Here is a 19219-nt window from a genome sequence, read left to right on the forward strand (position 1 = left end):
GCAGCTCACACCGTCCAGCCGGGCTCCGGGGCTCCCACGGACACCACGTTTACCACGGGGTGGGCGGCCTCATCCGAGGCGTCCAGGTCGACGAGGGCGTTGATGCCCCAGTCCAGGTGGCCCTCCGGGTCGACGAGGATCTGCCGGACCGTCCACCAACGGGAGCCGGAGACGCCGGCCGGGGCGCCGCCGTCGGGCCCTGGCTGGGGGGTGGTGTCCACGCGGAAGTACTGAGGTCCGCGGGCGGTGGGGCCGTCGTCGATGTCCTCGTAATCCCCGAAGTAGCCGTCCAGTGCATCCGCCCAGTCGTCGGCGGAGAACGAATCACCGGCGTCCTTGCCGAGCTCCGCGAGGGCACGGTCCTGCTCATCGCCGAACAGCCGCACCCGGCGGAACAGGGCGTTGCGGACCATCACGGTGAAGACCGGCTTGTTGGCGGTGAGCCGTGGGGGCTCTGGCGGGGCCAACTGCTCGTGGTCCTTCTTCAGTTCTTCGATGTCCCCGGCCAGCAGGTCCTCCCACTCCTCGATGAGCGAGGAGTCGGTCTGCTTGACGATCTCGTCCAGCCAGGCCACCAGGATGTCGAGTTCCTCGTCCCGATCGTCCTGCGGGATGGTCTGCTTGAGCGCCTTGACGGCATCGGTCAGGTAGCGCAGCAGCACCCCCTCGGAGCGGGACAGCCCGTAGAAGTTCACGTAGTCGCCGAAGCCCATGGCGCGTTCGTACATGTCCCGGACCACGGACTTCGGGGTCAGCTCGAAGTCATGGAGCCAGGGGGCGGAGGCGCTGTACAGCTCGAACTGCTGCTCGAGCAGTTCGGCCAGCGGCATCGGGTACGTCACCTCATCGAGGGCGTTCATGCGGTCCGTGTAGTCCATGCCCTCGGCCTTCATGGCGGCCACGGCCTCACCGCGGGCCTTCTTGACCTGGGCAGAGAGCACCTGCCGGGGCGGCTCGAGGGTCGCCTCCACGATGGAGACCATATCCAGGGCGTAGCCCGGGTCGGCCGGATCGAGCAGATCGAAGGCGGCCAGGGCGAAGGGGGAGAGCGGCTGGTTGAGGGCGAAGTTCGGCTGCAGCTCGACGGTGAGGTCCACGGTGCGGCCCTCGGCGTCCGGCTCGGGCAGCTTCTCCACCACGCCGGTGGCCAGCAGCTCGCGGAAGATGCCCAAAGAGCGGCGCATGTGGGCGGCTTGCTTGGCCGGGGTCTCGTGGCTGTTGCGCAACATCCGGCGGACTGCGATGACCGGATCGCCCGGACGGTCCAGGATGTTCAGCAGCATCGAGTGGCTGATGCGCATCTGGCTGGTCATGGCCTCGGGCTCGGCCGAGATGAGCTTCTCGAAGGTGGCCTTGCCCCAGGAGACGAAGCCCTTCGGCGGCGTCTTCTTCGGGGAGGACTTCGTGGACTGCTTCATGCGCTTGCTGCGCTCGGCCTCGTCCTTGATGCTCGCGAACTTGGCGGCCGCCTTCTGCTGGGCCTTGGCGTTCTCGATGACGTGCTCGGGGGCCTGCACCACCACGAGTCCCGAGGTGTCATAGCCGGCGCGGCCGGCCCGTCCGGCGATCTGGTGGAACTCGCGGGCGTGGAGAATGCGGGTGCGCTGGCCGTCGTACTTGCTCAGGGCCGTGATGAGCACAGTGCGGATCGGCACGTTGATACCGACGCCGAGGGTGTCTGTGCCGCAGATGACCTTCAGGAGACCCTCCTGGGCCAGGCGTTCCACGAGCCGGCGGTACTTGGGCAGCATCCCGGCATGGTGCACGCCGATGCCGGCCCGGACCAGACGGTTGAGGGTCTTGCCGAAGCCGGAGGAGAACCTGAAGCCGGCGATCCGCTCCGCGATGGCGTCCTTCTCCTCGCGGGTCGCCACGGACACAGAGGACAAGGACTGCGCCCGCTCGACGGCGTCCAGCTGAGAGAAGTGGACCACGTAGACCGGTGCCTGACGGGTCTCCACCAACTCGGCGACCTTGTCCTGCACCTGCTCCTCAGACCACTCATAGGACAGGGGAATGGGCCGCTCCGCGTGCGCGATGGTGGTGGTGGTCCGGCCCGTCCGTGCGGTCAGGTCCTCCTCGAAGCGGGTGGTGTCCCCGAGCGTGGCGCTCATCAGCAGGAACTGCGCCTGCGGCAGCTCCAACAGGGGCACCTGCCACGCCCAACCGCGCTGGGGATCCGCGTAGAAGTGGAACTCGTCCATGACCACCGGCCCCACGTCCAGGCCGGACCCCTCCCGCAGGGCCTGGTTCGCGAGGATCTCGGCCGTGCAACAGATGATCGGGGCATTCCCGTTGACGGAGGAGTCACCGGTCACCATGCCGACGTGGTCTGCGCCGAAGATCTCCACCAGCGCGAAGAACTTCTCCGAGACAAGGGCCTTGATCGGGGCCGTGTAGTAGGTCCGCTGGCCGGTGGCCAGGGCCTGGAAGTGGGCGGCGATGGCCACCAGGGACTTGCCGGAGCCGGTGGGGGTGGCCAGGATGACGTTGTTACCCTGCACGAGTTCCATGACGGCCTCGTCCTGCGCGGGATACAGGGCGATGTCCCGGGACCGGGACCACTCGAGGAAGCCCCCGTACACGGCATCGGGGGAGAGGCGTTCCGGTGCGGTCGCGGTGCCGCCGGCGGGGGAGGGAATCAAGTCGGAGAGCAACATTACGTCCAGCTTACGTCCCGCCGGGGACGCGCTAGCGTGGGGGCATGCAGGACTTCACCTGGGATCCCCAGCAGTACACTGTCTTCGCCGACCGCCGGGCCCGGCCGTTCCGTGACCTCACGGCGCGGGTCCGGGCCACGGATCCGAAGGTCGTGGTGGACCTGGGCTGTGGCCCCGGCAATATGACGCGGACCCTGGCCGAGCGCTGGCCGGGCGCCCGCGTGATCGGTCTGGACTCGTCAGCGGACATGGTGGCCTCCGCCCAGCAGATGGCCGCGGAGTCGGGCGGCGCAGATGGACTGCAGAACCTGGAGTTCGCCCAGGTGGATGCCGAGCGCTGGGCGCCGGACGCCGAGGTGGACGTGATCGTGTCCAATGCCATGCTGCAGTGGATCCCGGATCATCGGCAGCTGGTACGGGGGTGGCTCGAGGCCCTGAAGCCCGGAGCCTGGTTCGCCGTGCAGGTCCCCGGCAATTTCGCCGCCCCCTCGCATGCGACCATCGCGGAGATGTCCCGCCGCCCCGAGTTCGAGGACGCCCTGGAGGGCGTGGTGGAACGGGAGTCGGTCTACACCACGGACGAGTACCTGGAGACCCTGATCGGAGCGGGCTTCGAGGCGGACATCTGGGAGACCACCTACAGCCAGCCCCTCAGCGGACCGGATCCGGTGTACGACTGGGTCCGCGGCGCAGCCCTGCGTCCCTCGCTGCAGCGGCTGGAGGCCGCCGACCGTCGTGATGGCACCAACCTCCAGGAGCGGTACATCGAGGAGTACCGGCGGATCATGCGCGCGTCCTACCCGACCTACACCACGCCCGAGGGGGTACGGCTGACGGACTACCCGTTCCGCCGCATCTTCATCGTGGGTGTGAAGAACGACCTCTCGCCCAGCATCTGAGCTGAACTCCGGGGCGGTGAGGCTGGGTCACCGAGGTCACCGCCGAATCCGGCCTACCAGCAGCGTGCGCGCCAGTCCCCGAGGTGGGGGCGTTCCGTGCCGAGGGTAGTCGCGTCGCCGTGACCGGGATGGACGATCATGTCATCCGGATACTGCTCGAACAGCCGCTCCACCACGTCCGTGAACAGCGAGTCGAAGCGGTCCGGGTCCTGCTGCGTGTTCCCCACGCCCCCGGGGAACAGGCTGTCGCCCGAGAAGCAGAGCGGCGGGCCGTCCTCCGGCTCGTAGACCAGCGCCACGGAGCCCGGGGTGTGCCCCCGGAGCCCGACGACGGCCAGCGAGATCCCGTCGAACGTCGCCGTATCGCCGTGGTTCAGCAGGACCTTCGCGGGCACGCCGGTCTCCCGCTCGATGGCGTCGGCATCGTCCACGCCGGCCGCGGTCGGAACCCCCGTCGACTCCACGACTTCGGCCAGGGCCCGAATATGGTCCCAGTGCTGGTGGGTCGTGATGATCACGGCCAGCTTGAGCTCACAGGGGGTGTCGTCCTTCGCCGACTGCAGCAGCTCACTGACGGCGACGGCATCGTCCGCAGCATCGATCAGCACCTGGGTCCCGGACGTCTTCGAGGTGAGGACGTACACGTTGTTCGCCATGTCGGAGACCGACCGCTGGCGGACCGTCACCCGGGGCAGATCGTGGAGCAGCCGGATGGGGGAGGTGGATGAAGGCATGAGCAATAGTCTAAGGACGTTGACCGCCACCGGGGCAAGCCCAAATCGGGGGTCAAGTCTCGATCCCCGCAGCTCCATCACCTCTGGACCGCCTCGGGTCTTTGCGCGGACCGCCCCGCATCCCGGCGCTCCGATAGGGTGTCTGGACACACAGACACGGACAGCGCACGAACCGGACACGGACCGGGCAGGGACACGGGGGACACATGGCGGCACGGGGCGCATCAGGCCAACCGAAGGATCCGTCGCACCCGAAGGACCCGGCGCAACCGAAGGATTCAACGGCAGGCGCACCCCCGGCGAAGTCCCCCGCCACACCGGTCCCCGCGTGGTTGGTCACCGCCCTGTCCATCAACACCGGCTCCACCGTCCCGCCCTATGAACAGGTACGGACCGGACTCCTCGACCTCATCCACCGCAACCGGCTTCCGGTCGGCAGCAAGCTGCCCACGGTGCGCGCACTGGCCTCGGCTCTGGGCGTCGCCGCGAACACGGTGGCCCGCGCGTACAAGGAACTGGAGCAGGCCGCCGTCGTGACCGCCCGGCCCCGACTGGGAACCGTGGTGGCGCAGGGCAATGACACGGCGGAGTCCCAACTCGCTGCCGCGGCGGTCGCCTATGCCCAGGTCGCCCGTACCCTCGGGTACGGTCCGCGTGAAGCCACGCGGCAACTGGAGGCCGTCTTTCCCGCCTCCTGACGGATAATTCGCTCAGGGCCGACGGTTCGAAGAGGTGTTCGAAGCCTCTCTGCCATACAGTGGATTCCGTGCCGAAATCCCTCATGAATCCCGACTCCGATACGGTTCCCGCCACGTCCGCGTCCTCCACATCCCGCAACTCCCGCGGTCTCGCCTCCGGCCCCGCAAGTGGGGTGCACCGCCATGATCCTGACCGGATCGTGGTCAAGGGTGCCCGCGAGCACAACCTGAAGAACGTGGACCTGGACATTCCGCGCGATGCGCTGGTCGTCTTCACCGGACTCTCCGGTTCGGGCAAGTCCTCCCTCGCCTTCGACACGATCTTCGCGGAGGGCCAGCGCCGCTACGTGGAATCGCTGTCCTCCTATGCGCGCATGTTCCTCGGCCGCGTGGACAAGCCCTCGGTCGACTTCATCGAGGGCCTGTCCCCGGCGGTCTCGATCGACCAGAAGTCCACGAACCGCAACCCGCGCTCCACGGTCGGGACCATCACCGAGGTCTACGACTACATGCGCCTGCTGTGGGCACGAATCGGCATCCCGCACTGCCCCGAGTGCGGCGAGCCGGCCAGTCGGCAGTCGCCGCAGCAGATTGTGGATCAGCTCGGCGAGCTGCCCGCCAAGACCCGCTTTCAGGTGCTCGCCCCCGTGGCCCGGGGCCGCAAGGGCGAATTCGTGGACGTCTTCACCGATCTCGCGACCCAGGGCTTCTCCCGGGCGATCGTGGACGGTGAACTCATCCAGCTGTCCGATCCACCGAAGCTGAAGAAGCAGGTCAAGCACACCATCGCCGTGGTGGTGGACCGCCTGGCCATGAAGGACGGCATCCGTCAGCGGCTCACCGACTCGGTGGAGACCGCCCTGAACCTGGCCGACGGCCTCGTGGTCATCGACTTCGTGGACGTGGACGCAGCCGTGGACCCGGCCAAGGCCAATGCGGGCGAATGGGACGCCTTCGATGCGGAGGGGACGCCCAAGTTCCGCTCGTTCTCGGAGAAGCTGTCCTGCCCCAACGGCCACCAGCTGACCATCGACGAGATCGAGCCCCGCTCCTTCTCCTTCAACAACCCTTTCGGCGCATGCACGGTCTGCACCGGTATCGGCACCAAGCTGGAGGTGGACGAAGACCTCGTGGTCCCGGACCAGGACAAGACCCTCCTGGAGGGGGCCATCGCCCCCTGGTCGATCGGCAAGTCGACTTCTGAATACTGGCAGCGGCTGCTCTCCGGCCTGGCCAGCGAGGTCGGCTTCGGAATGGACGTGCCCTGGAAGGACCTGCCGGCCGCTGCCCGCAAAGCCGTCCTGCACGGCAAGGACTTCAAGGTCGAGGTGTCCTATCGGAACCGCTTCGGCCGCGAACGCCGGTACACCACCGGCTTCGAGGGGGTCATCGACTACATCCACCGTAAGCACCTCGAGACCGAGTCCGACCATGCCCGGGACCGCTACGAGTCCTACATGCGCCAGATCCCCTGTGCGGCCTGTAACGGAACCCGCCTGAACCCGACCTCACTGTCCGTGACCGTCGGCGGGAAGTCCATCTCGGAGACCACGGTCCTGCCGATGCAGGACGCCATCGACTTCTTCGAGCAGCTCGAGCTGTCCGAACGGGACGTGCAGATCGCGGACCAGGTCCTCAAGGAGATCCTGGCCCGCCTGCACTTCATGCTGGACGTGGGCCTCAACTACCTGAACCTGGAGCGGCCGGCCGGAACGCTGTCCGGCGGCGAGGCCCAGCGCATCCGCCTGGCCACGCAGATCGGCTCCGGACTCGTCGGGGTGCTCTACGTCCTGGACGAGCCGTCCATCGGCCTGCACCAGCGGGACAACCGGCGGTTGATCGAGACGCTGCTGCGGCTCCGGGACCTCGGCAACACCCTGATCGTGGTGGAGCATGACGAGGACACGATCGCTGAGGCCGACTGGATCGTGGACATCGGCCCCCGGGCCGGTGAGCACGGCGGTGAGGTGGTCCACTCCGGCTCTCTCGAGGGCCTGAAGGCGAACGAACGCTCCCTGACCGGTGACTACCTGGCCGGGCGGCGCGAGATCGCCCTGCCGGAGCAGCGCCGTCCGCTGGACAAGAACCGGAAGATCACGGTGGTCGGGGCGCGGGAGAACAACCTGAAGGACGTCACCGTCGACTTCCCGCTCGGAGTGCTGACCGCCGTGACCGGCGTGTCCGGGTCCGGGAAGTCCACGCTCGTGAACGAGATCCTCTACAAGGTCCTCGCCAACCAACTCAACCACGCCAAGCACGTCCCCGGACGTCACAAGCGGGTCAACGGGCTGGACCAGCTGGACAAGGTCGTGCACGTGGACCAGAGCCCGATCGGCCGCACCCCACGCTCCAACCCGGCCACGTACACCGGCGTGTTCGACACCATCCGGAAGCTCTTCGCGGACACGCAGGAGGCCAAGGTCCGCGGCTACCAGCCCGGACGCTTCTCCTTCAACATCAAAGGCGGCCGCTGTGAGGCGTGCTCCGGTGACGGCACCCTGAAGATCGAGATGAACTTCCTGCCGGACGTCTACGTCCCCTGCGAGGTCTGCCACGGTGCCCGGTACAACCGGGAGACCCTCGAAGTGCACTACAAGGGCAAGAACATCGCCGAGGTCCTCCAAATGCCGATCGACGAGGCGGCGGACTTCTTCTCCGCCTACACCAAGATCTCGCGCTACCTCAACACCCTGGTGGACGTCGGGCTCGGGTACGTCAAGCTGGGCCAGCCCGCCACCACCCTCTCCGGCGGCGAGGCGCAGCGCGTCAAGCTCGCGGCGGAGCTTCAGAAGCGCTCGAACGGCCGGACCATCTACGTGCTGGACGAGCCCACCACCGGCCTGCACTTCGAAGACATCCGCAAGCTGCTGGGCGTGCTGCAGTCCCTCGTGGAGAAGGGCAACACGGTGATCACGATCGAGCACAACCTGGACGTCATCAAGTCGGCCGACCACGTGATCGACCTCGGCCCCGAGGGCGGCTCCGGCGGCGGCAGCATCGTTGCCACCGGCACCCCGGAACAGGTCGCCCGGATCGGTGCCAGCCACACCGGCCAGTATCTGGAGCGAATACTGTGACCGCGCCTGACACCGCGATCCTGTTCGACCTGGACGGCACGCTGGTGGACCCAGCGGGGGCCATCACCGGAGGCATCGCCACCGCCCTGGAGCGGCACGGCCTGCCCGTGCCCGGCCCGGACCGGCTCGCGTCCCTCGTGGGGCCGCCGTTGCAGGAGAGTCTGGCGTCCCTCGAGGGTGTCACCGCGGAGAACCTGCCCTCGGTGATCCGGGACTATCGGGCCGGCTACCTGAGCCACGGGATGGCGGCCAGCACCGTCTACCCCGGTGTCCGCGAGGCCCTCGAGAACCTGGGGGCGGACCACCGGCTGGTCGTCGCGACCTCCAAGCCCCGGTTGCTCGCGCGCCAGCTGCTGCGCGTCCAGGGACTCGACCACCTCTTCGCGGCGGTCTGCGGGTCGAACGACGACGAGACCGCACCGCTGCCGCCGCACGGCACCAAGGTGCAGGCGATGGCCGAGGCGCTGGCCGCCGTCGGGCATCCGGAGCGGGCCGTGATGGTGGGGGACCGGCACTTCGACCTGGCCGGGGCAGCCCGCCACGGGATCCCGGGGATCGGGGTGCTCTGGGGCTTCGGCAGCCGGAGCGAGCTGGAGGCAGCCGGGGCCACGGTCCTGTGTGAGGACGCGGGCGACCTGCCGGCGCACTGCCGAGCACTGGTGACCGCGGCCCGGATCTGACCCGGGCACTATGATGGACCCGGTCCGCGGGAGCATCCGGGACACTCAGCTCTGTCGATTCCACTGGAGAGGACGGTCATGGCGACCAATGAAGCCGTGCGCACGGGGATCCGTGCCCTGGTCAAGGTCACCTGCCGACCGACCATCACCGGGCTGGAGAACGTGCCGGAGTCCGGCGGGTTCATCGTGGCCAGCAATCACCTGTCCTTCTTCGACTCCGTGATCCTGCAGGCGGTCATGCCGCGCATGGTGCACTTCTTCGCCAAGGCCGAGTACTTCACCCAGCCCGGCGTCAAGGGCAAGGTGATGAAGGGTTTCTTCGACTCCGTGGGATCGATTCCCGTCGAACGCGGTGAGATGGCCGCCTCCGTGGCTGCCCTGGAGTTGCTCGTGGGCCACGTGGAGGCCGGCTCGGGCGTCGGCATCTACCCCGAAGGCACCCGCAGCCGGGACGGTCGCCTCTATAAGGGCCGCACTGGCGTCGGCTGGCTGGCACTGGCCACGGGGGTGCCGGTGGTGCCGGTCGGTCTGCGGGGGACCGAACGCCTCCAGCCGCCCGGTTCGAACCGGTTCACGCCGCACCGCTTCTCCCTGACCGTCGGCCAGCCGCTGCAATTCGAGCATCTCGGCACCAGGCATCCTCTGCCGCCCCGGCGGCAGGCGACGGCAGAGATCATGGACGCCATCGCGGCCCTCTCGGGCCAGGAACGCGCGGCCACCTACAACGAACCGGTCTCGGGCAACACCTCCGGCGGTCACGCCGGACAGAACCCGACGCCCGCCCAGGACTGAGGCGCCATGGCTGATCCGGCCAGCTACCGCCCGAGGACCGGCGAGGTGCCCACCTCGCCGGGGGTATACCGCTTCCGCGACCCGGACGGGCGCGTCATCTACGTGGGCAAGGCCAAGAACCTGCGGTCCCGCCTGGCCTCCTACTTCCAGGACCCCAACGGGCTGCATCCCAAGACCCGGGCGATGGTGTTCACCGCCGCCTCGGTGGAGTGGACCGTGGTCGGCTCGGAGCTGGAGGCCCTGCAGCTCGAGTACACGTGGATCAAGCAGTACACGCCGCGGTTCAACATCATGTACCGGGATGACAAGTCCTACCCGTACCTCGCCGTGACGATGAACGAGAAGTACCCGCGGGTCCAAGTCATGCGCGGGGACAAGCGCAAGGGCGTGAAGTACTTCGGACCCTTCCACCCGGCCAAGGCCATCCGCGAGACCGTGGACCTGATGCTCCGCGTCTTCCCGGTCCGCACCTGCTCCTCTGGCGTCTTCCGCCGGGCCGAGCTCTCGGGCCGGCCCTGCCTGATGGGCTACATCGACAAGTGTGCCGCCCCGTGCGTGGACCGGATCAGCCAAGCAGGGCACCGGCAGCTCGCGCAGGACTTCTGCGACTTCATGGCCGGGGACGCCCAGAAGTACATCCGCCGGCTCGAGACCCAGATGAAGGAGGCCGTGGCAGACCTTCGCTACGAGGACGCCGCGCGGCGCCGGGACGACATCGCGGCCTTGAAACGGGTGTTCGAGCGCAATGCCGTGGTCCTCTCGGAGTCCACGGAGGCGGACATCTTCGCCTTCGCCGACGACGAGCTCGAGGCTGCCGTCCAGGTGTTCCACGTCCGGGACGGGCGCATCCGCGGTCAGCGCGGCTGGGTGGTCGAGAAGGTCGAGGACGTCTCGGGTTCCACCATGGTGGAGCAGCTGCTCGAGCAGGTCTACGGCTCGCTCGAGGACACCAGCCGCATCCCGCGTGAGGTCCTCGTGCCCGAGCTGCCGGAGAACGCCGACCAGGTGGCCGCCCTGCTGTCCGGCATGCGGGGCGCCCAGGTGAGCCTGCGGGTGCCTCAGCGCGGTGACAAGAGGTCCCTGATGGAGACCGTCAAGGAGAACGCCGTGCTCGCCCTGCGGGTGCACAAGACGCGCCGCTCCGGAGACCTGACCACACGCTCCGCCGCCCTGCGTGAGCTCCAGGACGCCCTTGAACTGCCCGAGCCGTTGCTGCGGATCGAATGCTATGACATCTCCCACGTCTCCGGGACCAACGTGGTCGGCTCCATGGTGGTGGTCGAGGACGGGATGCCGAAGAAGGCCGACTACCGCAAGTTCAGCGTGACGGGGGACGCCGCCCGGGATGACACCGCCGCCATGCGCAACGTCCTGACCCGCCGGTTCCGCCACTACCTGGAGGACCAGGAGCGCAGTGGCACTTTCGCCACCGGGGAGATCGCCCTGGAGCCGGATCCGGCGATGCCGGCTGATCAGGTGGGTCCCGGCGGTGTGGCCGAGAGTCCGGCCGGGGCGCCCGCGGACGGCCCGTCCTCGCGCCGTTTCGCCTACCCGCCCTCCCTCGTGGTGGTCGACGGCGGCCCCCCACAGGTGGCCTCGGCCGTCCAGGCCCTGGCGGACCTGGGGATCACCGACCTGCCCGTGGTCGGCCTTGCCAAGCGGCTCGAGGAGCTGTGGCTGCCGGGCGAGGAATTCCCGCTCGTGCTCCCGCGTGCCTCCCAAGGGCTCTACATGCTGCAGCGGATCCGTGACGAGTCCCACCGCTTCGCCATCACCTTCCACCGGGAGAAGCGTGGCAAGTCCATGGTGTCCTCTGCCCTGGACGGCATCGAGGGCCTGGGCCCGGCCAAGCAGAAGGTCCTTCTCAAGCACTTCGGCTCGGTCAAGCGCATCCGTGCCGCCACTGTGGATCAGCTGCAGGAGGCCCGGGGCATCGGCCCGGCCCTGGCCGCCACTGTCCATGCGGCGCTGCACCCGGATTCCCCCGTGACCAGCGAGACTGCCGGCGAGGCTGCAGCCGACCGGGTGACGCAGGGCGTCAACCTCACCACTGGGGAGATCTTGGACTGAGCGACGTGGCCGGGGTGAATCTGGGTAGTCTGGACGCATGAGCGACGGACTGACCCCGGTGAAACCACCCACCTCTGAAGTCCTCATCGTCACCGGCATGTCGGGGGCGGGACGGACCACTGCCGCCCACGCGCTGGAGGACCATGGCTGGTACGTGGTGGAGAACATCCCGCCACAGCTCTTCATCACCCTGACGGACCTGGTGGGCCGTTCCCCGGAGGCGATCCCGCGGCTGGCCCTCGTGGTGGATGTGCGGTCCAAGGAGCTCTTCAAGGACATCCAGGAGGCCCTGGGGCAGTTGCGTGCCCAGGGCGTCGACTATCGGGTGCTCTTCCTGGATGCCAGTGATGAGTTGCTGGTGCGCCGTTTCGAGTCGGCCCGCCGCCCGCACCCGCTGCAGGGTTCCGGCCGCATCCCGGACGGGATCGCCGCCGAACGCCTGCTCCTGCGGGAGCTGAAGGAAGAGGCCGAGATCGTGGTGGACACCAGCACGAAGAACGTGCACTCGCTGGCGACCACCATCACGGAGTTGTTCACCGAGTCCGGCCCCATCGTGCTGCGCCTGAACGTCATGAGTTTCGGCTTCAAGTACGGGCTCCCGCAGGACGCGAACTTCATGGCCGATGTCCGGTTCCTGCCGAACCCGCACTGGGTCCCCGAGCTGCGTCCCTTCACGGGCCGGGACACCGCGGTCTCGGATTTCGTGCTGCAGCAGGAGGGCGCCAGCGAGTTCGTGGACCACTATCTCGAGGCGCTGGTGCCCGTCCTGGACGGTTACCGCCGGGAGAACAAGCACTACGCCACCTTCGCCATCGGCTGCACGGGCGGCAAGCACCGCTCGGTGGCCGTGGCCGAGGAGTTGGGCCACCGGCTGAGTCAGCAACCGCGGGTCACGGTCAACGTGCACCACCGGGACCTGGGCCGGGAATGAGTGGGATGACGGGGATGCCGGGTATGAGCAGCCATTTCACGGGCCAGTTGCCCCTGGCACCCAGTTCCGTTCCGGCGCCGGGCCAGCCGGCCGGCACGTACGATCCGACCCTGCGCGTCACCGCGCTCGGCGGCGGCCATGGGCTGTCCGCCACGCTGCGGGCCCTGCGGCTCATCGCCGGGGAGATCACGGCCGTGGTCACGGTGGCTGACGACGGCGGATCCTCGGGCCGCATCCGCCGGGAGATGGACGTGCTGCCGCCCGGTGACCTGCGGATGGCCCTGGCCGCCCTGTGTGATGACACGGACTGGGGGCGGACCTGGCGCGATGTCATGCAGCACCGGTTCACGTCCAAGGAGGGCACCGAGGCCACGCTGGACAACCACTCCCTGGGCAACCTGTTGATCGTGGCCCTGTGGGAGCTGCTCGGCGACCCAGTGGGCGGACTGCGCTGGGCCGGGGCCCTGTTGGGTGCCCGCGGCCAGGTGCTGCCCATGTCCACCGTGCCGCTGACGATCTCCGGTGCCGTGCTGTCCGAGAACGAGAAGGGCGAGCTGGTCCGGCGGACCGTGACGGGCCAGTCCTCTCTGGCCGCCGCCGGGAAGAACACCAGGGTCTCCCACATCCGGCTCGAACCGGAGAATGCCCCGGCCTGTGAGGAATCCATGGAGGCCATCGAGCTCTCCGACTGGATCGTCCTCGGCCCCGGCTCCTGGTACACCTCCGTCCTGCCGCACCTGCTGCTTCCTGAGCTGCGCGAGGCCCTGGTCCGCACCCCGGCCCGGAAGGCGCTCGTGATGAATCTCACCACGGACACCGCGGAAACCTCCGGCATGAACGCGGCGGACCACCTGGAGGTCATCCACCACTACGCGCCCGATCTGCGGTTGGACGTCGTCATAGCAGACCAGGACGCCGTCCAGGACGCCCAGGGCTTCGTGGATGCGGCCGAGCGTCTGGGGGCCGTGGTCCTGTTTAGTAAGGTTGGTGCCGGTTCGGGGACCCCGATCCATGACCCACTGCGTCTGGCCTTGGCCTTCCAGGAGGCCTTCAAGGGCTCCTGATACGGTCATCGTCGTCCGTCACGCCCACCGGTATGGCGGCTCCACCAGTACAAGCGAGAGATGTGAGGCGAGACGCCATGGCGTTGACTGCGGCGGTGAAAGAGGAATTGGCCCATCACGGGATCAAGAGCTCTTCCGAACGGAAGGCCGAGGTCTCGGCCATGCTGCGCTTCGCCGGGGGACTGCACATCATCTCCGGCCGGATCGTCATCGAGGCCGAGCTGGACCAGGCCGCCACCGCCCGCCGCCTCCGGACCGCCATCGCCGAGGTCTACGGACACGGCAGCGAGATCATCGTCGTGTCCGGCGGCAACCTGCGCAAGGGCAGCCGCTACGTCATCCGGGTGATCCGTGATGGCGAGTCCCTGGCCCGCCAAACCGGCCTGCTGGACGTCCGCGGCCGCCCCGTGCGTGGCCTGCCCCCCATGATCGTCAACGGTTCCGTCGCCGACGCGGAGGCCGTATGGCGCGGAGCTTTCCTGGCCCACGGGTCGCTGACCGAGCCGGGCCGCTCATCCTCCCTGGAGGTGACGTGCCCGGGTTCCGAGGCCGCCCTGGCGCTGGTGGGGTCCGCCCGCCGGCTCGGCATCGCCGCCAAGGCCCGGGAGGTCCGCGGCGTGGACCGCGTGGTCATCCGTGACGGTGACGCCATCTCGGCCCTGCTGACCCGGATGGGGGCGCATGACACCGTGCTGGTGTGGGAGGAGCGCCGCACCCGCAAGGAGGTCCGTGCCACCGCCAACCGGCTGGCCAATTTCGACGACGCGAACCTGCGGCGTTCGGCCCAGGCCGCCGTGGCCGCCGGGGCACGGGTGGAACGGGCTCTGGACATCCTCGGGGACGAGGTCCCGGACCACCTCAAGTACGCCGGGCAGCTGCGCGTGGACCACAAGCAGGCGTCCCTGGACGAGCTCGGCCGGCTGGCCGACCCGCCCATGACCAAGGACGCCATCGCCGGCCGGATTCGCCGACTGCTCGCCATGGCGGACAAGCGCGCCATCGAGGAGGGCCTGCCCGGGACCGATGCGGCCCTGTCGTCGGACACGGCCGACCACGACGCCTGACGCGACACCTGAGAACTCCTGAACCACGCTCCGCGTCGGGGCTGTGATGACCACACGGCACCTGGCCTGCAGCTGGCCTGCAACTTTCCGGCGGCTGAACATTCCGGCTCTGAGCGGAACCGGTGGCCAACGCCCCCACAGGGGTGCTTAGGATGGGAAGCAAGGTCTCCTGACGGGGGCCAGACGCCAAGGCCCGGCACCCCGGGCCCTGGATACATGTCCATCAAGGAGGAAACATGGCTGAATTCACCCTGCCGGAACTTGATTATGACTACAGCGCGCTGGAGCCGCACATCTCGGCGAAGATCATGGAGCTGCACCACTCCAAGCACCACGCCACGTACGTGAAGGGTGCCAACACCGCCCTCGAGAAGCTGGCCGCCGCCCGCGAGTCCGGCGACTTCGGCACCGTCAACCAGTTCTCCAAGGACCTGGCGTTCAACCTGGGTGGGCACACCAACCACTCCATCTTCTGGAAGAACCTGTCCCCGAACGGCGGAGACAAGCCCGAGGGCGAACTGGCCGCCGCGATCGACGAGTTCTTCGGCTCCTTCGACAAGTTCCAGGCCCACTTCACCGCTGCCGCTCTGGGCATCCAGGGCTCCGGCTGGGCCGTGCTGGCCTACGAGCCGATCGGTGGCAACCTGGTCATCGAGCAGTTCTACGATCAGCAGAACGGCGTCCCCGTGGCCACGATCCCGCTGTTCCAGCTGGACATGTGGGAGCACGCCTTCTACCTCGACTACCAGAACGTCAAGGCGGACTACGTCAAGGCCATCTGGAACATCGTGAACTGGGCGGACGTCTCGGCCCGCTTCGAGGCAGCCCGCGCCGGCGCCTCCAAGCTCATCACCCCCTGAACCAGGTGACCCGTTGACGGGCCGGGCGGCCATTGCGGTCGGTCGGCCCGCTTCGTGTCTTCAGACAACACTTCTCGTTCCTCTCTGTCCGACCGAAAGGCACCATCGTGAGTACTGCAACCAGGATCGCCATCAACGGATTCGGCCGCATCGGCCGCAACGCACTGCGTGTCATCGAGCAGGAGGGCCACGATCTCGAGCTGGTGGCCGTGAACGACCTCGCGGATGTCGAGGACCTGCTGTACCTCGTGAAGTACGACACGATCCTGGGGCGCTACCCGCACGGGATCGAACTCGTGGACGGCAACCTGGTCGCCAACGGCAGGACCATCCGGGTCTTCTCCGAGAAGGACCCGTCGAAGCTGCCCTGGGACGAGCTCGGCGTGGACATCGTCGTCGAGTGCACCGGCCACTTCACCCAGGCCGAGGACGCTCGCAAGCATCTGGAGGCCGGTGCCCGCAAGGTCGTGCTCTCGGCCCCCGGCAAGGGCGTGGACGGCACCTTCGTGATGGGCGTCAACGACTCCACCTACGACCCGGCCATGGACATCATCTCGGCCGCCTCCTGCACCACGAACTGCCTGGCCCCCATGGCCAAGGTCCTGCACGACTCCTTCGGGGTCGTGGACGGCATCATGACCACCATCCACGCGTACACCGGTGACCAGAACCTGCATGACGGGCCGCACCCTAAGGACCGCCGCCGCGCCCGGGCCGCCGCTCAGAACATGGTCCCCACCTCCACCGGCGCCGCCAAGGCCATCGGCGAGGTGATCCCCTCGCTGAAGGGCAAGCTGGACGGTTTCGCCATGCGGGTGCCCACGATCACCGGATCCGCCACGGACCTCACCGTCGAGCTGGAACGGGAGGCCTCGATCGATGAGGTCAACGCCGCCTTCCAAGCTGCGGCGCAGACCCCCGAGCTGCAGGGCCGCCTGGTCTACAACGTGGACCCGATCACCTCCTCGGACATCATCACCTCGCCGGCGGCCTGCACCTTCGACGCCCCCTTGACCAAGTCGATCGGCAAGACCGTCAAGATCATCGGCTGGTATGACAATGAGTGGGGGTACACCTGCCAGTTGATGGACCTGACCTCCATGGTCGCCTCTAAGCTGTAGTCCGGGTTCGAACCCCGCTCATCCCGTTCCACCACCCCGGAAGGCCCTGTGCATGACCGCCAAGACCCTTGACGACCTGCTGGAGGCAGGAGTGGCTGGACGCCACGTCCTCGTCCGCTCTGACCTCAACGTCCCGCTGGAGGACGGTGCCGTGGCGGACGACGGCCGCATCCGCGCCTCGCTGCCGGTCATCACCGCGCTGGCCGACGCCGGCGCACGCGTGGTCGTCATGGCCCACCTCGGGCGCCCGAAGGGCACGGCGGACCCAGCCTTCTCCCTGAGGCCCGCGGCCGAGCGGATGGCCGAGCTGGCCGGTCGTGAGGTGCGCCTGGCCGCAGATGTCACGGGCGCCTCGGCTCGTGAGGAGTCGGCGAACCTGGCCGACGGCGGCATCCTCCTTCTCGAGAACGTGCGGTTCGATCCGCGTGAGACCTCCAAGGACGAGGCCGAGCGTGCCGAGTTGGCCGCCGAGATGGCGGCGCTGACCGGTGGCAGCGGCTCGTCCGAGTCGACTCAGGCAACTCCGGCGACTCCGGGAGCCTATGTGGATGACGCCTTCGGCGCCGTGCACCGCCGGCACGCCTCGGTGTATGACATCGCCGGCCTGCTGCCGTCCTACCAGGGTGGCCTCGTCTCCCGGGAGCTGGACGTGCTCTCCCGCCTGACCGGCGAGCCGGACCGCCCCTACGTGGTGGTCCTCGGGGGCTCCAAGGTCTCGGACAAGCTAGCGGTGATCGACAACCTGATGGATCGCGCGGACACCCTGCTGATCGGGGGCGGGATGCTGTTCACCTTCCTCAAGGCCCAGGGCCACGAGGTCGGTGCCTCCCTGCTGGAGGAGGACCAGATCCCCGTCGTCACCGAATACCTGGAGCGCGCCGCGAAGGGCGGCTGCCGGATCGTCCTGCCCACGGACATCGTCATGGCCTCGGCTTTCGCCGCCGACGCCGAGCATGAGGTCCTGCCCGTGGCGGCCCTGACCTCCGGTGCGCACGGCGCCTCCGCCCTGGGCCTGGACATCGGCCCCGAGACGCGCGTGGCGTTCGGCGAGGAGATCCGCCGGGCCGAGACCGTGTTCTGGAACGGGCCGATGGGAGTCTTCGAGTTCGAGGCCTTCGCCCATGGCACCCGCACGGTGGCCCAGTCCCTGACCGAGTCCACCGGACTGACCGTGGTGGGTGGCGGTGACTCGGCGGCCGCCGTGCGGGCCCTGGGCTTCGACGATAAGCAGTTCGGCCACATCTCCACCGGTGGCGGTGCCTCCCTGGAGTACCTCGAGGGCAAGTCCCTGCCGGGCATCGACGCCCTGGAGCGCTCGGCCGCAGGTCACGGCACGGGCCACGGCACGGACCGCAGTGCAGGACATGACGCGGCACAGGCAGGTGCCTGAACATGACCTCGAAGACCAACGGCGTCTATGACCGCACCCCGCTCATCGCGGGGAACTGGAAGATGAACCTGGACCACCAGCAGGCCGTCACCCTCGTGCAGAAACTAAGCTGGATCCTCACGGATGCGGACCACGACTTCGAGAAGGTCGAGGTGGCGGTGTTCCCGCCCTTCACGGATCTGCGCAGTGTCCAAACCCTCGTGGCGGGGGACCGACTGCCCCTGATGTACGGGGCCCAGGACGTCTCCGCAGAGGAATCCGGTGCGTTCACCGGCGAGATCTCGGCACAGTTCCTGTCCAAGCTGGGGTGCCGCTACGTCCTGGTCGGACACTCTGAGCGGCGCACACTGCACGGCGAGGACGACGCCATGGCCAACCGCAAGCTCACCGCAGCACTGCGGCACGGCCTCGCGCCCATCCTGTGCGTGGGGGAGGGATTGGACGTCCGGCAGGCCGGCCGCCACGTGGAGCACACCCTGGCCCAGCTCCGAGGAGCGCTCGAGGGCCTGTCCACCGAGCAGGTCACCGACATGGTGGTGGCCTACGAACCCGTGTGGGCCATCGGCACCGGCGAGGTGGCCGGTCCGGACGACGCCCAGCAGATGTGCGCCGCCCTGCGCGCCGACGTCGCCTCCCGGTATGGTGAGGAGGCCGCCGCGGGCCTCCGCCTGCTGTACGGAGGATCCGTCAAGTCCTCGAATGCGGCCTCCATCCTGCGGGAGAAGGACGTGGACGGTCTCCTCGTGGGTGGCGCCAGCCTGGACGAGGCCGAGTTTGCTAACATAGTCAGGTTCGAGCATCACCTGCTGACCGACTGATTCCGGCTGTTCGGCTCCGGTCGGACGGCGCAGAAGTACCCGAACGGGCCGGTGACGGCCTCCCGCCAATGGAAAGAGTGACGTGGACGTCCTGACCCTCATCCTGCAGATCGCCCTGGCCGCCATCAGCGTCCTGCTGGTCCTGCTGATCCTGCTGCACAAGGGCCGCGGCGGCGGTATGTCCGATATGTTCGGCGGCGGCGTGACCTCCTCGCTGGGTGCCTCCGGCGTGGCCGAGAAGAACCTGAACCGCATCACCGTCACCCTGGGCCTGACCTGGGGCGCGATCGTAGTGGCCCTCGGCCTGATCATGCGGTTCTCGCAAGACTTCTAGTCCATCTTGGACCCGAGGGCTCGGGAG

At 68.3% G+C, this 19219-nt stretch carries 16 protein-coding genes; 14 read left to right on the forward strand and 2 right to left on the reverse strand.

The window, feature by feature from the left end; all coding sequences use genetic code 11:
• Nucleotides 1-5: 5 nt before the first annotated feature.
• Nucleotides 6-2660, reverse strand: a complete 2655-nt coding sequence (locus C8E99_RS04100) for a DEAD/DEAH box helicase (protein WP_115931220.1) — start codon at nt 2658-2660, stop codon at nt 6-8.
• Between the two features lie 44 nt (nt 2661-2704).
• Here C8E99_RS04100 and C8E99_RS04105 point away from each other — a divergent pair, with 44 nt between their 5' ends.
• A complete protein-coding gene (locus C8E99_RS04105; RefSeq protein WP_115931221.1) occupies nt 2705-3559 on the forward strand; it encodes a methyltransferase domain-containing protein in 855 nt (284 codons plus the stop codon).
• A gap of 53 nt (nt 3560-3612) precedes the next feature.
• Here C8E99_RS04105 and C8E99_RS04110 read toward each other — a convergent pair whose 3' ends face one another.
• Entirely contained in the window at nt 3613-4293 is a 681-nt protein-coding gene (locus tag C8E99_RS04110) for an MBL fold metallo-hydrolase (RefSeq protein WP_115931222.1), read from the reverse strand.
• A gap of 206 nt (nt 4294-4499) precedes the next feature.
• Here C8E99_RS04110 and C8E99_RS04115 point away from each other — a divergent pair, with 206 nt between their 5' ends.
• From C8E99_RS04115 to secG, 13 genes are all read left to right on the forward strand, one after another.
• Nucleotides 4500-4991, forward strand: coding sequence for a GntR family transcriptional regulator (locus C8E99_RS04115; RefSeq protein ID WP_115931223.1), 492 nt, complete (start codon nt 4500-4502; stop codon nt 4989-4991).
• A gap of 83 nt (nt 4992-5074) precedes the next feature.
• Complete coding sequence (gene uvrA / locus C8E99_RS04120; RefSeq protein ID WP_115931224.1) at nt 5075-8068, forward strand: excinuclease ABC subunit UvrA; 2994 nt, start codon at nt 5075-5077, stop codon at nt 8066-8068.
• A complete protein-coding gene (locus C8E99_RS04125; protein ID WP_115931225.1) occupies nt 8065-8748 on the forward strand; it encodes an HAD hydrolase-like protein in 684 nt (227 codons plus the stop codon). Before uvrA ends, C8E99_RS04125 begins: the two co-directional genes overlap by 4 nt.
• Nucleotides 8749-8826: 78 nt before the next feature.
• The gene (locus tag C8E99_RS04130) at nt 8827-9540 is read left to right on the forward strand and encodes a lysophospholipid acyltransferase family protein (RefSeq protein ID WP_115931226.1); all 714 of its coding nucleotides are present in this window, start codon (nt 8827-8829) and stop codon (nt 9538-9540) included.
• 6 nt (nt 9541-9546) lie between these two features.
• On the forward strand, nt 9547-11610 hold the full coding sequence (gene uvrC / locus C8E99_RS04135) for an excinuclease ABC subunit UvrC (RefSeq protein WP_115931227.1): 2064 nt from the start codon (nt 9547-9549) through the stop codon (nt 11608-11610).
• A 37-nt stretch (nt 11611-11647) separates the two neighbouring features.
• Complete coding sequence (rapZ, locus tag C8E99_RS04140) at nt 11648-12541, forward strand: RNase adapter RapZ (protein ID WP_115931228.1); 894 nt, start codon at nt 11648-11650, stop codon at nt 12539-12541.
• A gap of 23 nt (nt 12542-12564) precedes the next feature.
• A complete protein-coding gene (locus C8E99_RS04145) occupies nt 12565-13605 on the forward strand; it encodes a gluconeogenesis factor YvcK family protein (protein ID WP_115931229.1) in 1041 nt (346 codons plus the stop codon).
• A 77-nt stretch (nt 13606-13682) separates the two neighbouring features.
• Nucleotides 13683-14669: a DNA-binding protein WhiA gene (gene whiA, locus C8E99_RS04150; protein WP_115931230.1), complete on the forward strand. Its 987-nt coding sequence runs from the start codon at nt 13683-13685 to the stop codon at nt 14667-14669.
• Nucleotides 14670-14905: 236 nt separating this feature from the next.
• Nucleotides 14906-15529: a superoxide dismutase gene (locus C8E99_RS04155; protein WP_115931231.1), complete on the forward strand. Its 624-nt coding sequence runs from the start codon at nt 14906-14908 to the stop codon at nt 15527-15529.
• A 107-nt stretch (nt 15530-15636) separates the two neighbouring features.
• On the forward strand, nt 15637-16650 hold the full coding sequence (gene gap / locus C8E99_RS04160) for a type I glyceraldehyde-3-phosphate dehydrogenase (RefSeq protein ID WP_115931232.1): 1014 nt from the start codon (nt 15637-15639) through the stop codon (nt 16648-16650).
• 52 nt (nt 16651-16702) lie between these two features.
• Nucleotides 16703-18040 carry a phosphoglycerate kinase gene (locus C8E99_RS04165; RefSeq protein WP_115931233.1) on the forward strand — a complete coding sequence of 446 codons (1338 nt, stop codon included), beginning with the start codon at nt 16703-16705 and terminating at the stop codon, nt 18038-18040.
• Nucleotides 18041-18042: 2 nt separating this feature from the next.
• Nucleotides 18043-18858: a triose-phosphate isomerase gene (gene tpiA / locus C8E99_RS04170; protein WP_115931234.1), complete on the forward strand. Its 816-nt coding sequence runs from the start codon at nt 18043-18045 to the stop codon at nt 18856-18858.
• Between the two features lie 82 nt (nt 18859-18940).
• Nucleotides 18941-19192, forward strand: coding sequence for a preprotein translocase subunit SecG (gene secG / locus C8E99_RS04175; protein ID WP_115931235.1), 252 nt, complete (start codon nt 18941-18943; stop codon nt 19190-19192).
• Nucleotides 19193-19219: the final 27 nt, after the last annotated feature.

Source organism: Citricoccus muralis (assembly GCF_003386075.1).
GTDB lineage: Bacteria > Actinomycetota > Actinomycetes > Actinomycetales > Micrococcaceae > Citricoccus > Citricoccus muralis.

Coding starts and splice junctions, on each gene's coding strand:
- C8E99_RS04100 (WP_115931220.1), bottom strand. CDS start 2,660: ATGTTGCTCTCCGACTTGATTCCCTCCCCCGCCGGCGGCACCGCGACC.
- C8E99_RS04105 (WP_115931221.1), top strand. CDS start 2,705: ATGCAGGACTTCACCTGGGATCCCCAGCAGTACACTGTCTTCGCCGAC.
- C8E99_RS04110 (WP_115931222.1), bottom strand. CDS start 4,293: ATGCCTTCATCCACCTCCCCCATCCGGCTGCTCCACGATCTGCCCCGG.
- C8E99_RS04115 (WP_115931223.1), top strand. CDS start 4,500: ATGGCGGCACGGGGCGCATCAGGCCAACCGAAGGATCCGTCGCACCCG.
- uvrA (WP_115931224.1), top strand. CDS start 5,075: ATGAATCCCGACTCCGATACGGTTCCCGCCACGTCCGCGTCCTCCACA.
- C8E99_RS04130 (WP_115931226.1), top strand. CDS start 8,827: ATGGCGACCAATGAAGCCGTGCGCACGGGGATCCGTGCCCTGGTCAAG.
- uvrC (WP_115931227.1), top strand. CDS start 9,547: ATGGCTGATCCGGCCAGCTACCGCCCGAGGACCGGCGAGGTGCCCACC.
- rapZ (WP_115931228.1), top strand. CDS start 11,648: ATGAGCGACGGACTGACCCCGGTGAAACCACCCACCTCTGAAGTCCTC.
- C8E99_RS04145 (WP_115931229.1), top strand. CDS start 12,565: ATGAGCAGCCATTTCACGGGCCAGTTGCCCCTGGCACCCAGTTCCGTT.
- whiA (WP_115931230.1), top strand. CDS start 13,683: ATGGCGTTGACTGCGGCGGTGAAAGAGGAATTGGCCCATCACGGGATC.
- C8E99_RS04155 (WP_115931231.1), top strand. CDS start 14,906: ATGGCTGAATTCACCCTGCCGGAACTTGATTATGACTACAGCGCGCTG.
- C8E99_RS04165 (WP_115931233.1), top strand. CDS start 16,703: ATGACCGCCAAGACCCTTGACGACCTGCTGGAGGCAGGAGTGGCTGGA.
- tpiA (WP_115931234.1), top strand. CDS start 18,043: ATGACCTCGAAGACCAACGGCGTCTATGACCGCACCCCGCTCATCGCG.